The organism is Lysobacter solisilvae (genome assembly GCF_016613535.2).
Classification (GTDB): Bacteria; Pseudomonadota; Gammaproteobacteria; order Xanthomonadales; family Xanthomonadaceae; genus Agrilutibacter; species Agrilutibacter solisilvae.
Map to the genome: position 1 here is coordinate 3,361,214 of NZ_CP071518.1, position 14,760 is coordinate 3,375,973.

The 14,760-nt window shown below is 62.6% G+C and carries 9 protein-coding genes and 1 pseudogene; 3 read left to right on the forward strand and 7 right to left on the reverse strand.

The window, feature by feature from the left end; all coding sequences use genetic code 11:
• Positions 1–101 precede the first annotated feature (101 nt).
• From I8J32_RS14815 to I8J32_RS14845, 7 genes and pseudogenes are all read right to left on the reverse strand, one after another.
• Complete coding sequence (locus tag I8J32_RS14815) at positions 102–578, reverse strand: hypothetical protein (protein WP_200615874.1); 477 nt, start codon at positions 576–578, stop codon at positions 102–104.
• 301 nt (positions 579–879) lie between these two features.
• Positions 880–1,106: pseudogene (locus I8J32_RS18145) on the reverse strand (DUF2188 domain-containing protein).
• A gap of 146 nt (positions 1,107–1,252) precedes the next feature.
• Complete coding sequence (locus tag I8J32_RS14825) at positions 1,253–1,924, reverse strand: hypothetical protein (protein WP_200615876.1); 672 nt, start codon at positions 1,922–1,924, stop codon at positions 1,253–1,255.
• Positions 1,921–2,325: a RusA family crossover junction endodeoxyribonuclease gene (locus tag I8J32_RS14830; protein ID WP_200615877.1), complete on the reverse strand. Its 405-nt coding sequence runs from the start codon at positions 2,323–2,325 to the stop codon at positions 1,921–1,923. The genes I8J32_RS14825 and I8J32_RS14830 overlap by 4 nt, the downstream gene beginning before the upstream one ends.
• 198 nt (positions 2,326–2,523) lie before the next feature.
• Entirely contained in the window at positions 2,524–3,708 is a 1,185-nt protein-coding gene (locus I8J32_RS14835) for an STAND family AAA ATPase (protein WP_207526647.1), read from the reverse strand.
• Positions 3,680–5,578, reverse strand: coding sequence for a hypothetical protein (locus tag I8J32_RS14840; RefSeq protein ID WP_207526648.1), 1,899 nt, complete (start codon positions 5,576–5,578; stop codon positions 3,680–3,682). Before I8J32_RS14840 ends, I8J32_RS14835 begins: the two co-directional genes overlap by 29 nt.
• Positions 5,579–5,753: 175 nt before the next feature.
• Positions 5,754–9,347: a methylmalonyl-CoA mutase family protein gene (locus I8J32_RS14845; RefSeq protein ID WP_200615880.1), complete on the reverse strand. Its 3,594-nt coding sequence runs from the start codon at positions 9,345–9,347 to the stop codon at positions 5,754–5,756.
• Between the two features lie 359 nt (positions 9,348–9,706).
• Between I8J32_RS14845 and I8J32_RS14850 the strand changes: the two genes are divergently transcribed.
• The 3 genes from I8J32_RS14850 (at position 9,707) to I8J32_RS14860 (ending at position 14,555) form a co-directional block, all read left to right on the forward strand.
• Complete coding sequence (locus I8J32_RS14850) at positions 9,707–11,260, forward strand: phospholipase D family protein (protein WP_200615881.1); 1,554 nt, start codon at positions 9,707–9,709, stop codon at positions 11,258–11,260.
• A 434-nt stretch (positions 11,261–11,694) separates the two neighbouring features.
• A complete protein-coding gene (locus I8J32_RS14855; protein ID WP_200615883.1) occupies positions 11,695–12,795 on the forward strand; it encodes a Glu/Leu/Phe/Val dehydrogenase in 1,101 nt (366 codons plus the stop codon).
• Between the two features lie 602 nt (positions 12,796–13,397).
• Positions 13,398–14,555: an isovaleryl-CoA dehydrogenase gene (locus tag I8J32_RS14860; RefSeq protein WP_200615884.1), complete on the forward strand. Its 1,158-nt coding sequence runs from the start codon at positions 13,398–13,400 to the stop codon at positions 14,553–14,555.
• The last annotated feature ends 205 nt before the right edge of the window (positions 14,556–14,760 follow it).

The window sequence follows — 14,760 nt, forward strand, 5'->3', positions numbered from 1 at the left end:
GCATCCCGCGAGGACCCACCGATACCAGCCTTCGGCGGGATGCGGCCCCCAAAAAGAAGCCGCCCAATGGGCGGCTTCCTTCTCGATCAATAATGCGGCGCTCAGGACTGCGGGGCCGGCTCCTCCTGCGCCCGGCGGCGGCCGCGGCTGAACTGATGCCCGAGGTCACGGCGCAGGTTTTCTAGGCCCTGGTCGGCACCCGACAGCTTGAGGTGGCGGTAGCCTTCGTACGCGAAATCCATGACATCGTGGCCCAACAGGGCCACCGTGCCTTCCAGCAGTGCATGCAGGCGCCCCACTTCCTCCAGCAGCGGACGCAGCGCATCCAGGGCATCGAGGTCGGCACGGGCGCCGGCGACGTCCAGGCTGGGCGGCACGATCTGCCGATGGGTCTCCAGCGTGCGCAGCACGCCGCGCCCGAAGAGTTCGTTGTTGTTAACGAAGTGGTGCAGATCGCGACTCTGCGAAGGGTGCACCGAGACGAGCCCCGGCAAAGCCGCAACGGCCTGCGCGATGCCCGTCGTGGCGGCCTGCCCCTGTTCGGGGGTGACGGTGAGCGTAATGCGGTTATCCGACACAACAACCTCCTGTTGATTCCCTGTGTGGACCGGCGATGCCGGCTGCGTCCTTGCTCCGCCGCGTTCCGTGTGGCGATGTTTGGTGTTGACCGTTACGGCGCCATCGGAGCGAGCAGAAGTCTGGCACCAACCGCTGCGTGCGTGGTCGCGCGGATACAAATCGATACAAGACGCTACAAAGCGATACATTGGGCCGGGGTCGCTTCGCGGCCCGGGACGCCGCCCGAAAATGGAAAGGCCCGCCGGTGGCGGGCCTCCAGGATGAAGTCAAGAAAGTCAGACCCCTGTATTGCCTTCGAACTTACGGCTTGGTGTCTTTGGGCGGATTGGGATCGTTGCCGTAGCTGTTACTACCCTGAATCCTTCCGTCCTTGCCATGCTCGACGACCTCGACTTTGTCGCGCCGCCCCTGATCGCGGGCTTGGCTCATCGCCTCGTCCTTTCGGCCGTGAACGCGCGATCTCCGCCTTCCCTCACGACTGCCCAACCGTCTTTGCGCGGCACTACATGAATGTCCTTCTTACTCATGCGACTACCTCCCGTCAAAGCTCACGGACCACCCGGAGCCTGTCCTAGAGCTTACGTCCAATAGGTCTCAAACAGTGCGACAACTTCGTCCGAAAGAAAACGGTCTTTGACCCGGTTGTTTTGACCTTTGTTCTTCATGGCTTCTTTCAGTCGCCCCCGTCGTCCTCTGCCGACCAAGCGTTCACATACCGTGCAACTCGATCGAAAGAATCATCGATCGCTGACCTTGGGAAACTAGTACTTCCATGCCCGTGCGCTACTTGATTACGAGCATTGAGCAAACCCTTAAGTCCGTCGTAATCATCCACTGAAATCTCGCCCAACGAATACATGTGGTTGAAAACATTAGCTGCCGGCAAATTGGAGACCGGAATGTTTCGCAACGCTGCTCGCTTCTTCATCGCGAGCTCGAAAACCGCCCACAAATATAGAACCGCAGGCTCCAACACATTCGATTCGATCAATGGACGGACCTGCCTAAGCTTCTCCAAAATCTCCGCCCAAGTCGAATAGCGTTCGTCCAACGAATCCATCTCGTCGGAACCATCCAACGTTACCAGCACAAATCGCCATCCCTGCCCCTTTAGAACCTCTGAAATAGACTGAAACTTTTCCATCGGGAGCCTGGAGCGACTTTGCTTCACCTCGACGACCAAGCGATCACCCAACTTATCTGCGATCAGGTCGGGCCTATAGCCTTCCAAGTCAATAGGCATCTGCTCTGGTAGCGGCTCGACCACGACTTGGTAGCCGTCATCTATCAACTTGTCTCGAATCTGTCGGACCTTTTCGTCGTGAACAACTCTTGAAGTACTCACAACAAGCTCTCCAGAAGCGGCGATTCAGCCACTCGAACATAGACGCACTCATCTCCATCAAATACGCCGAGCTTGAGCAACTGAGGAAGATTTGTGACATCAATTCCCGCCGCGAGGAATCGTCGGTGACTATCCACATCAGCGATCAGACTATCATCCACATATACAAGGCCTACGAGCGCATCTTGAATTGGCTTGATTATGTTGTCTATGTCTGCCGGCGAATCGTCGCATAGATAAACGATCGAAAATCTTAGATCTCCTTCCTCCGCAGGCCTGCCAACTGGCCAAACCTTTTCGGCCTCACTTCTCACGTATGCCTTCCATGCCTGGAGATTCTTCCTGCTCTTTGTTTGATGCGAGACAGGACGCTTCCTAATCAAGAACTCGAAGTTCGGCATTGATGCGGGCCACCCATTCCATGTTGCGATGCATTAACCAATGGCGACTCGGGACCGATCCCCTGCTTAAGTCGACCCCGCTCCTGTTCTGGCACTGATCCACGGGAAGCGGTCCGCGCCGAGCCTGAAATGGCCGCGAATCACGTGTACGAATCAGTGGCACATGCTCGCGACCGTGATTTTCAGACCCCGCCCTTATTACCCTGGCTTAGGAAGGCGCTTCTGCTCCAGGAACTGGAAAGGCAACGCCTTGATCTTAAAGCGGTCCAGCACCGCACGCTTGAGTTCCTCACGCACCGGAAAGAGGTAGAACCGACGAATAAGGAAACGCCGAAGCACGGAATTTGGGAGTACCGGACCACGCTGAAGAGCGTCTTCCTCAAAATCTAAGAGTTCCTTTTTCGGAAAATCCGAAAAATGCTCGAGATGGGCTATCAGCCTAAGTAGCTTTCGCGTATTCACGCCACGAAGGACATCATCGAGCGTAGGTGACAACTCCTCCGATCCTATCGCGTTGGCAATCTTGATAAGGGTACCAACGGTCAATGATGACATCATCGATGGCAAGTATGACTCCAATTCCTCAGCCAATTCCGAGTCGTTCATGCTCCCCCTTTCGGCCTTTATCTGCAGGCCGCGAAATTTCAACATCTCTTCGCCGTGGGACCCAACCATGCGGTACAAGAACGACAGTACGCGCAGGCCAAGCCCTACGCATGTATCGGCCATTGCATGCTTGTCATCTCGCTCGATCTCGCCCGCGTGATTTCGCAGCACCTGGCCCAAGACTTGAAGAGTCTTGAACGCCGCATTCATCAATACCGCATCATCAATTCGGGAGCGGAGCCTAGCTTCCGCGACCTTCTCAATTTCCTGCGACGCGGCCTCATGATCCTTTTCATCAAGCGCGCGCTGCTCAAGCTGAAACTCGCGCGCGCCTTCCACCAAAATTTGACGGATTTCCATAGGCTTGAACTTGTCAAGCACAGGACTTACTTCGAAAAGGTCAGCTTCCGGGAGATCCCTGAACATCTGCGTCGCACTGTCGATGATCTTTTCTGCAACTCTTGGGTCGCGCTTAAGGTGCGCGAGGAATAACAGTACGTTGGCACTCCTCTCCGTATGAATTGACCTCACCAACAAGTCAACCCGCGGCTCAAGCTCACCCCAACTTCGCTGGGAAATACTTCTGGCTAAGAAATAGTAGTAGTGGTACGGATATTTGAAACGGACGCGCCCACCGCGATCTTCTAGAATGTCCGCCTCTACGAGTTGCGCCTGAAGCGAGCCCATGGGCAACCGCAGGTTGTACCTCTGACAATGCTCAACATGGAACGCTTCAAAATCAGCCTGCTCAACCTCCTTGGACGTTGCCCAATTCAAAGAGGGACGCCAATGCTGTCAGGTACGTCATGGAAGTTATGGCGTTGCACAACGAAACTCTTCCGCTGAGCGCCTGCGTGATCAAGGATTCGTAAAGGAACCCATGGGAACCACTCTTCACCACCGTACTCAAATCTTGTGCAAGCTCTGCCCGTTGAAGAATGATGAGTACAAATACGGGAGCCGCCGGAATCAAGTTTCTCCCAAGGGTCTCATCAACAATCTTCAAAAGCTTGACGGCGGTTAGCTTGATCTCCTCGAGTCCGTGTGATGTCTCATTCCCAATCATCAACCAGCGCTCAATGATCTCCAGGCGATGATGGTGGGTGGACGGAAGAATCTCGAAAGCTGCCGAGTCAACAAAGTTCTCATCCGAAAGGAACTCGCTCAGAGCAAGTTCCATTCCAGGATTGGAATCGATCACCAGATAGATCCGTCCAAACTGCTGCCGGAGCGCCCGCAACCCCTGCAGACACCCGTCCGAATGCAGAAGATCGAAATCATCGATCAGAAGGACCTTTTCCTTCGGATCCAATTTCTTGTACTCGGCGCGCCAACGCTTTCCGTAAAGCAGATCGATCGCCCCGTCAACTCGATCTTCAAGCCCGCTGGGGCGCCACGACGTAATCGTCGCCGCGTTCAGGAGCAGCGGATAGACGCCGCGCTTGCTCAATTGGATCGCTAGCATCTTGGCGAGAGCCGACTTACCGGACTGTTCCCCGCCCTTGACAACGCAGACTGCGGGCAATCCAGTCAACTCAGCGAGTGCGTCTCCCTTTTCCGCAAGGCCGTCCGCGACAATGTTTCCAGTATCTTTCTCGGGATTTACGCGCTTGAGGTTTGGCCATACAAAGATGTCTTGTAGTGTCACAACCTCTTTCCTGCGATGGGTGTAGTTGGCCCCGGCACTGTTCAAGTAGCGGAGCCCCTCCGTCGATATCGAGATCTTTCTTGAACCGTTGGACACAGGCCAGGGCAAATACTCGTCCCTCGACTTCTCTACCCACGCCTCGTAGGCTCCATCCTTCCAACGATAGGACCGGGGCAAGAATCCAAGCTTCCTGTCAACCAGAACCGTCTGAAAGGCACTATTCTGAGAGTCTGACGAGTCACGCAAAGCGTGCCCTCGCAAGTAGGTAATTGCCGAATCGTCGTAGATGTCGTTGACCTGTTGAGCCCACAGCTCATGCTCGTGCCCCATCAGGAACAGGTCACCCAACATGGATGCGTGTTGAGCCAGTTCGCGGGCATTGTCCGGCATCAACCAACCGTACGGATGGTGCATGACGAGGAAGGTCTTCATCCCGTCTTTTGAATCCAATTCCGGCAACGGCACAAATAGCTTCCCAGGGTCTTCCCTGATCGTGGACATCACAGACGAGTTCAGCAGCACATAGCGAACGGCGACATCGGGGAACTCTGCGACTGCGCCCCACTTGTCCGCACTCATGAATGTGGGCCCAAGGTCTCTTTGCAAGTCAAAGAAGCTGTCCAATGGCTTCGCAATCTGCTCCAGGATTAACGGAGACATTTCATGTGGCTTATTCCGCGCCACACTTAGTAGGGCATCCCTTACGGTTTGATCACCTGAGAAGTCACAGTCATGGTTGCCCGCTGATACCAGGATTGCCGCCTCGATACCGAGCCTTTCATGCACCCGAGCTTTGACACGCTTCAGAAGGTCTCTAACAACTTGAAAGTCCTCAGGCGCCCTCTTGTTCGCCATATCACCGGAGAAAACCACGTGAACTTCCGACACTTCAACGATGGGCGACAGAGCAGAATCTACAATCGCCTCAGCTCGGCTCACGAAATCGATCGAATCCTCGTCGAGATGCGCATCCGTCAAATGGATCAGCAGCAAGCTCATTCACCCCCCCCTTTCCTTCAAATTACTACCTGGCAACCAACCACTCTTCATGCACGCATGATCGACGCCTCATCTTCAGACGCTAATTGACTCAGGGGGCAAAGTGCAAATGCCTTCCAAAAAAAAGGGCCTACCAATGGCAGGCCCTCGCGGTCTCAAGAAGAGGGAATCCGAGCTACATATTCCGCCGGTATTCCCCACCAACGTCATAAAGCGCATGACTAATCTGCCCCAAGCTGTGCGTCTTCACCGCCTCCATCAGGCTGGCAAACACATTCCGCCGCTCCCGCGCCGTCGCCTGCAGCTGCCTTAACCCTTCAGCTGCGTAACCATTGCGATTGCCCTGATACCCCGCGACGTTCTGGATCTGCTGCCCCTTCTCCCCTTCCGTGCTGCGGATCAGCTCGATCTCGGTGACGATGTCGCCGCCGTGGTCCTTGGGCAGGAAGGTGTTGACGCCGATCAGGGGCAGCGAGCCGTCGTGCTTCTTGTGCTCGTAATAGAGCGACTCTTCCTGGATCTTGCCGCGCTGGTACATGGTGTCCATGGCGCCGAGCACGCCGCCGCGCTCGCTGATGGCTTCGAACTCCTTGTAGACGGCTTCCTCGACGATGTCGGTGAGCTTGTCGACGATGAAGCTGCCCTGCCAGGGGTTCTCGTTGAAGTTGAGGCCCAGTTCCTTGTTGATGATCATCTGGATGGCCACGGCGCGGCGCACGCTTTCCTCGGTCGGCGTGGTGATGGCTTCGTCGTAGGCGTTGGTGTGCAGGCTGTTGCAGTTGTCGAACAGGGCGTACAGGGCCTGCAGGGTGGTGCGGATGTCGTTGAACTGGATCTCCTGCGCGTGCAGGGAGCGGCCGCTGGTCTGGATGTGGTACTTCATCATCTGGCTGCGGCTGGAGGCGCCGTAGCGCTCGCGCATGGCGCGGGCCCAGATGCGGCGGGCGACGCGCCCGATGACGGTGTATTCCGGGTCCATGCCGTTGCTGAAGAAGAACGACAGGTTGGGCGCGAAGTCGTCGATCTTCATGCCACGAGCGAGGTAGTACTCGACGATGGTGAAGCCGTTGGACAGGGTGAAGGCGAGCTGGCTGATCGGGTTCGCGCCGGCTTCGGCGATGTGGTAGCCGCTGATGGACACCGAGTAGAAGTTGCGGACGTTGTTGTCCACGAAGTACTGCTGGATGTCGCCCATCATGCGCAGGGCGAACTCGGTGCTGAAGATGCAGGTGTTCTGGGCCTGGTCTTCTTTCAGGATGTCGGCCTGCACGGTGCCGCGCACGGTGGCCAGGGTGTGGGCCTTGATCTTGGCGTAGGTCTCGGCGTCGACGACCTGGTCGCCGGTGACGCCCAGCAGGCCCAGGCCGAGGCCGTCGTTGGTCTCGGGCAGCATGCCGCTGTATTCGGGGCGCTGGCGGCCCTCGAACATCGCTTCGATCCTGTTGTGCGCCTCGTCCCAGCGGGCCTGGTCGGCGCGCAGGTACTTCTCGACCTGCTGGTCGATGGCGGTGTTCATGAACATCGACAGGATGATCGGGGCCGGGCCGTTGATGGTCATCGACACCGAGGTACTGGGCGCGCACAGGTCGAAGCCCGAGTACAGCTTCTTCATGTCGTCCAGGGTGGCGATGTTGACGCCGGAGTTGCCGATCTTGCCGAAGATGTCCGGGCGCACGGCGGGGTCTTCGCCGTACAGGGTGACGCTGTCGAAGGCGGTGGACAGGCGCGCGGCCGGCTGGCCGACGGACAGGTAATGGAAGCGGCGGTTGGTGCGCTCGGGCGTGCCTTCGCCGGCGAACATGCGGATCGGGTCTTCGCCGGTGCGGCGGTAGGGGTAGACGCCGCCGGTGTAGGGGTAGTAGCCGGGCAGGTTTTCCTTCTGCAGGAAGGTCAGCAGCTCGCCCCAGCTCTTGTAGGTGGGGGCGGCGATCTTGGGGATCTTCTGGTGCGACAGGGACTCGCGGTAGTTCTCGACGCGGATGGTCTTGTCGCGGACCTGGTACTCGGTGAACTCGTCGACGATGGACTTCAGGCGCTGCGGCCAGTCGCGCAGGAGCTTGAGGGCGTCGGAGGTGAGGGACTGGATGGCGTCGTTGTAGCGCTGGCGGAGGGTTAGGAGGGTGCGGTCTACACCCGCCCCGTCATTCCCGCGGACCCCACTTTCGTCATTCCCGCGAACGCGGGAATCCAGTGCCTTGTCGCTGTCCGAAGGAAGTCGCTGGGTCCCCGCGTTCGCGGGGACGACGAGCAGATCATCGGCGCCGTAGAGGTCCAGGGCCTTCGGCAGCTTGTCGTCCCCCAGATCCCGCAGCGACTGCCAGTAACTCTGCGCCCGGTCGGCGATCTCCGCCTGGCTTTCGATCTTGGCGTTGATGCCGCGGCCCTGTTCGGCGATTTCGGCCAGGTAGCGGACGCGGGCGCCGGGGATCAGGACGGTGGCGCGGGGTTCCTTGAGGGAGGTGTCGATGACGGGCTGGTAATCGCAGTGGGCGGTGCCGAAGGGCTTGGCGCCCTCGGGCTGGTCGCCCTGCCCCGTCTTGCCGAGCTTCTCGCGCAGCAGGCGGCACAGGTTGGCGAACATCCAGCTGATGCCGGGGTCGTTGAACTGGCTGGCGATGGTGGGGTAGACGGGGACGTCCTCGTCCTTGGTGGCGAAGGCCACGCGGTTGCGCTTCCACTGCTTGCGCACGTCGCGCAGGGCGTCTTCGGCGCCGCGCTTGTCGAACTTGTTGAGGACCACCAGCTCGGCGTAGTCGAGCATGTCGATCTTTTCCAGCTGGCTGGGGGCGCCGAAGTCGCTGGTCATGACGTACATGGGGAAATCGACCAGGTCGACGATCTCCGAGTCGGACTGGCCGATGCCGGCGGTCTCGACGATGACCAGGTCGTAGCCCAGCGACTTGAGGAAGGCGATGCAGTCCTTGAGGACGACATTGGTCGCCGCGTGCTGGCGGCGGGTGGCCATGGAGCGCATGAACACGCGCGAAGAGCGCAGCGAGTTCATGCGGATGCGGTCGCCCAGCAGCGCGCCGCCGGTGCGGCGGCGGGTGGGGTCGACGGAGATGACGGCGATGCGCATCTCCGGGAAGCTGGCCAGGAAGCGGTTGAGCAGTTCGTCGGTGACCGAGGACTTGCCGGCGCCGCCGGTGCCGGTGATGCCCACGACCGGGGTCTTGCCGCCGGCCAGCTGCCATTCCTTGCGCAGGTGGGCGAGCTCGGACTCCTCCAGGGCGCTCTCTTCGATGGCCGAGAGCATGCGGCCGATCTCGATCTCGTTGTCGAAGGCGACCTGGTGGGGCTTGTCGACCGGCAGGCGCGCGCCCTCGGCGCGGCGGACGACGTCCTCGATCATGGACACCAGGCCCATGTGCATGCCGTCGTTGGGGTGGTAGATGCGCTCCACGCCGTAGGCCTGCAGTTCGCGGATTTCCTCCGGGGTGATGGTGCCGCCGCCGCCGCCGAAGACGCGGATGTGGGAGGCGTTGCGCTCCTTGAGCATGTCGACCATGTACTTGAAGTACTCGACGTGGCCGCCCTGGTAGCTGGACAGGGCGATGGCGTCGGCGTCCTCCTGCAGCGCGGCGCGGACGACGTCCTCGACCGAGCGGTTGTGGCCCAGATGGATGACTTCGGCGCCCTGCCCCTGGATCAGCCTGCGCATGATGTTGATGGCGGCGTCGTGGCCGTCGAACAGGCTGGCGGCGGTGACGAAACGCAGCGGCGAGGACTCGGCCTGGGCCTGCGGGAGGTTGCTGGCGGGGGTGCTCATGGGGGGCACTCAATACGGAAAGCGGGTTGGGTGAATTGTAGCGGGTGGGGCGTGGGGGGGGCTTTGGGGGGGATTGATGAGGTCAACACCGTCCATGGATCCCCGCCTTCGCGGGGATGACGGTCTGATTGATAACCGGCCTTCGTGAAGATGGCAGCTTGCTTGAGGCCGTCATCCCCTTTGAAACCGTCATCCCCGCGAAGGCGGGGATCCATGGACGTTCGTGCAGAGACCGTCATGCAAGAGGTCAACCTGCACTCCCGCCCGCGGTCCTCTCACGGGTGGACCCGCGCCCCCCCACGCGTGAATACTCCCCCCGCGGCCTTCAACAGCCGAAGGCTGGTCAACGGGGAGATCGCATGCGGATACGACGGGTGCTGGCGTGGGTACTGGCGGGCCTGCTGGTGCTGTTCCTCAGCGGCTGGGTGCTGGCCGACCACCTCACGCCGCCGGCCACCGGTGCGCCCAGCCATGCGCTGCCGGTGCAGGCGGCGCAGACGCTGCTCGATCGCGAGGTCGGTGCCTTGCTCGCGCAGCATCCGGGCAGGAGCGGCGCGATCCTGGTGCCCGACGGGCTGGATGCGTTCGCGGCGCGGGCGATCTCGGCGCGGCGGGCCGGGCGCAGCCTGGACCTGCAGTACTACATCTGGCACGACGACATCGCCGGGCGGATGCTGGCGCGCGAGGCCTGGCTGGCCGCCGAGCGCGGCGTGCGCGTGCGCATGCTGCTGGACGACATGAATGCCGAGGGCCTGGACCCGGGCCTGCTGACGCTGGACGCGCATCCCAACGTGGAGATCCGGCTCTACAACCCCTTCCGCAACCGCGGCGGCGTGGGCCGCGTGCTGGAGCTGGTGCAGCGGCTGGTCAGCGTGAACCACCGCATGCACAACAAGGCGTGGATCGCCGACAACCGCATGGCGGTGGTGGGCGGGCGCAACATCGGCGTGGAGTATTTCGCCGCGGGCGAGGAGACCAACTTCCGCGACCTGGACATGGTGCTGATGGGGCCGGCGGTGGCGCAGGCCAGCGGGGTGTTCGACGCGTACTGGAACAGCGCGGCGGCCGTGCCAATCGTGGCGCTGAGCGAGAAGGCCGCGGCCGACATGGCCGCCATGGTGGCGACCGTCGCGGCCGAGGCCGAGAGCCCGGCGGCGCGGATGTACCTGGAGCGCGTGGATGCCTCCGAGCAGGTGCGCGCCTACACGCAGCAGCGGCTGCGGCCGCACTGGAGCACGGGCATCCAGGTGGTGGCGGACCCGCCGCTGAAGTGGAAGGACGACGATCGCCGGGGCTGGATGGTCGAGCGGCTGGTGAAGCTGCTGGGCACCACCCGGCACAAGGCGCTGCTGATCTCGCCCTACTTCGTGCCCGGCGACTTCGGCACCCAGGGGCTGGGCAAGCTGGCCGCGCGCGGCGCGCACGTGGGCGTGATCACCAATTCGCTGGCGGCCAACGACGTGCCGGCGGTGCACAGCGCGTATGCGGGCTACCGGCCGGCGCTGCTGGCGGCGGGCGTGCGGCTGTACGAGATCCGCGCGGTCGGCCGCCCGGAGACGGCGGGCGTGTTCGGCAGCAGCGGCGCGAGCCTGCATACCAAGGCGTTCGTGGTGGACGACACGCGCGGGTTCGTGGGTTCGTTCAACCTGGATCCGCGGTCGGCCGACCTCAATACCGAGATGGGCGTGGTGTTCGACGACCCGGCCATCGGCGCGGCGCTGCGCGAGGAATACCGACGGCTGTCGGGGCCGGCGCTGAGTTACTGGGTGTACGAGCGGCCGGGCGGCGGCATCGGCTGGCTGGATCGCGCCGCCGCGCCGCCGGTGCTGGTGCGGCGCGAGCCGGATACGGGAAAGATGCAGCGCGCGGTGGCAAGGGTGGTGGGGTGGTTGCCGATTGAGTCGCAGCTTTAGCGGTGGCCCCCTCCCCCGCTTCGCGGGGGAGGGTTGGGGTGGGGGCGACGGTCGCGGTGTGTTCAAGCGAAGGTCGCGTTTGCTCTCATTGAGCGTGCCCGCAGCGTGTTCGGCCCTGCACGAACGTCCATGGATGACCAGCTTCGCTGTTGAGGAGCCCTTCCCGCCTTCGCGGGGATGACGGCAATTAGAGACGCGCCCGGGACCGACAAAGCAGTTCCCCCATTCACCTTTGCATACGCCGCGGTATCCATCGCGGCCCGGGTGTCGCCAGCCCCGGCACGGGCCGCTCCGGGGCGATTGGCGTAGACTACGCCGCCTGCGGAGGCCCTTCTGGCCGCATATCCCGCCGCAGTTCCCAGCCCACTCAACGACTTACATCACCTTGTTGGCGTCGCCTGCCAGCGCAGCGCGATTGTCGACCGGAGCAACCGATGATTTTCGAAACCCTCGACACCTACGGCCATGAGCAGGTCGTGTTCTGCCACAACAAGGATGCGGGCCTGAAGGCCATCATCGCCATCCACAACACCGTGCTGGGCCCGGCCCTGGGCGGTACGCGCATGTGGCCGTACAAGACCGAGGCCGACGCGCTCAATGACGTGCTGCGCCTGTCGCGCGGCATGACCTACAAGAACGCGGTGGCGGGCCTGAACATCGGCGGCGGCAAGGCGGTGATCATCGGCGACCCGGCCACCGACAAGTCCGAGGCGCTGTTCCGCGCCTTCGGCCAGTTCGTGGAGTCGCTGGGCGGCCGTTACATCACGGCCGAGGACGTCGGCATCGACGTCAACGACATGGAATATGTCTACCGTGAAACCGAATACGTGACCGGCGTGCACCAGGTGCACGGCGGTTCGGGCGATCCCTCGCCGTTCACCGCCTACGGCACGCTGCAGGGCCTGATGGCCACGCTCAACAAGCGTTTCGGCGATGAGGAAGTGGGCAAGTATTCCTACTCCGTGCAGGGCCTGGGCCACGTGGGCATGGAGTTCGTGAAGCTGCTGAAGGAACGCGGCGCCAAGATCTTCGCGACCGACATCAACAAGGGCCTGGTCGACAAGGCCGTGTCCGAGTACGGCGTGGAAGCCGTGGGCCTGGACGAGATCTACGACGTGCCGGCCGACGTGTACTCGCCCTGCGCGCTGGGCGGCACCGTCAACGAGCAGACCCTGCCCCGCCTGAAGGCCAAGATCATCTGCGGCGCGGCCAACAACCAGCTGGCCAACAACGCCATCGGCGACGAAGTGCAGAAGCGCGGCATCCTGTACGCCCCGGATTACGCGGTGAACGCGGGCGGCGTGATGAACGTGTCGCTGGAGATCGACGGCTACAACCGCGAACGCGCCATGCGCATGATGCGGACGATCTACCACAACCTCGCGCGCATCTTCGAGATTGCCGAGCGTGACGGCATCCCGACCTACCGCGCCGCCGACCGCCTGGCCGAGGAGCGCATCAGCGCCATCGGCAAGCTGAAGCTGCCGCTGGGCCGGGCGCAGCCGCGGTTCCAGGGGCGAATCCGCGGGCATTAATCGCGTCTGCGACGCGATTAATCCCAAAGTTTCGCGGTGCGAAACTTTGGGCCCCCGCCAACGCGCCACATCCCCGCCGCTGTCGCGGCGCCCCCTTGACTCAAGGGGGCTCTCCACCAGTGGGGATGCGGGGATTTGGAAAGAATTGAAGACGCCCGGCTTGCCGGGCGTTTTCTTTTTGCGGGCGATGCTCCCGCGGCCTGGGTTTCCCAAGCCGTCGTTCCCGCGAAGGCGGGAACCTCCGCGCTTTGGCCCCTTCCCCCGCTCCGCGGGGGAAGGTTGGGATGGGGGCCGACGATCGCCGCGTCGTCGAAGCAAGCGAAAGACCGGCTCCTCCATCCCGATACCGGCGACCGTCCGCCCCTTCCCCAACCCTCCCCCGCTACGCAGGGGAGGGAGCTTTGCAGGCCCTAGCCCGGGCTACGCGCTGCAGTTCCGCTGTTCGCAGCGCGACGCGGCGCGTCCCAGCTCCGCCGCCGCGGCGCTGATTCCATACCGCATCGTCGGTTTCGCCCGGCGCGATAGAATCGGAGTCCCGCTACGGCGGTGGCTACCCCGTTTCCGGTTCCCGGTTCCCCGCTCCCGCCCCTGCAAGGACACCCATGCGCCCGTTCCCCCTCGGTGAAGAACTCGACGCCCTGCGCGATGCCGTGCGCCGTTTCGCGGACGCCGAGATCGCGCCGCGGGCCGCGCAGATCGACCACGACAACGTCTTCCCGCAGGACCTGTGGCCGAAGCTGGGCGAGATGGGCCTGCTGGGCATGACGGTGCCGGGCGAGTACGGCGGCAGCGAGATGGGCTACCTGGCGCACCTGGTGGCGATGGAGGAGATCTCGCGGGCATCGGGTTCGGTGGGCCTGTCCTACGGCGCACATTCCAACCTGTGCGTGAGCAACCTGTACGCCAACGGCAACGACGCGCAGCGCGCGAAGTACCTGCCCAAGCTGTGCACGGGCGAGTGGAAGGGCGCGCTGGCGATGAGCGAGCCGGGCGCGGGTTCGGACGTGGTGGGCTCGATGTCCTGCCGCGCGGAACTCAAGGGCGACACGTGGATCGCCAACGGCAACAAGATGTGGATCACCAATGGCCCCGAGGCCGACGTGCTGGTGGTCTACATGCGCACCGCCGGCAAGGAGGCGGGCAGCAAGTGCATGACCGCCTTCATCGTCGAGAAGGGCATGAAGGGGTTCTCGACCGCGCAGAAGCTGGACAAGCTGGGCATGCGCGGCTCCAACACCTGCGAACTGGTGTTCGAGGACTGCGCGATCCCGGTGGAGAACGTGCTGGGCGAGGTCCACAACGGCGTCAAGGTGCTGATGTCGGGCCTCAACACCGAGCGGCTGGTGCTGACCGGCGGCCCGCTGGGCCTGATGCAGGCCGCGCTCGACATCGCCCTGCCCTACGTGCGCGAGCGCAAGCAGTTCAACCAGGCGATCGGCTGCTTCGGGCTGATGCAGGGCAAGATCGCCGACATGTATACGTCGCTGCAGTCCTCGCGCGCGTTCGCCTACCAGGTGGCGCGGGATTTCGACGGCGGGCACAAGAGCCGGATCGACGCGGCTTCCTGCCTGCTGCACGCGTCCGAAGCGGCGGTGCAGGTCGCGCTGGAAGGCATCCAGGCGCTGGGCGGCAATGGCTACATCAATGAATTCGACACCGGGCGGATCCTGCGCGACGCGAAGCTGTACGCGATCGGCGCGGGGACGAACGAGATCCGCCGGATGCTGATCGGGCGGGAGTTGTTTGACGGGAAGAGCTGAGGGGCGCTGCGGGGTCCCGGCTGTCCGCCTGGGAGTTCGCAGCGCGCCGCGGCGCGTTCGTGGCCTACCGCTGCTGATGGTTGCCGGTGGCGCGGTGCTTTGCTTAGCCGGGCTATGGGGCTCCGCGGCGATCGGCTGCCCCCATCCCAACCTTCCCCCGTAGAACGGGGGAAGGGGCATTCCCGGCGCGCTTCGCTTGCCGGGG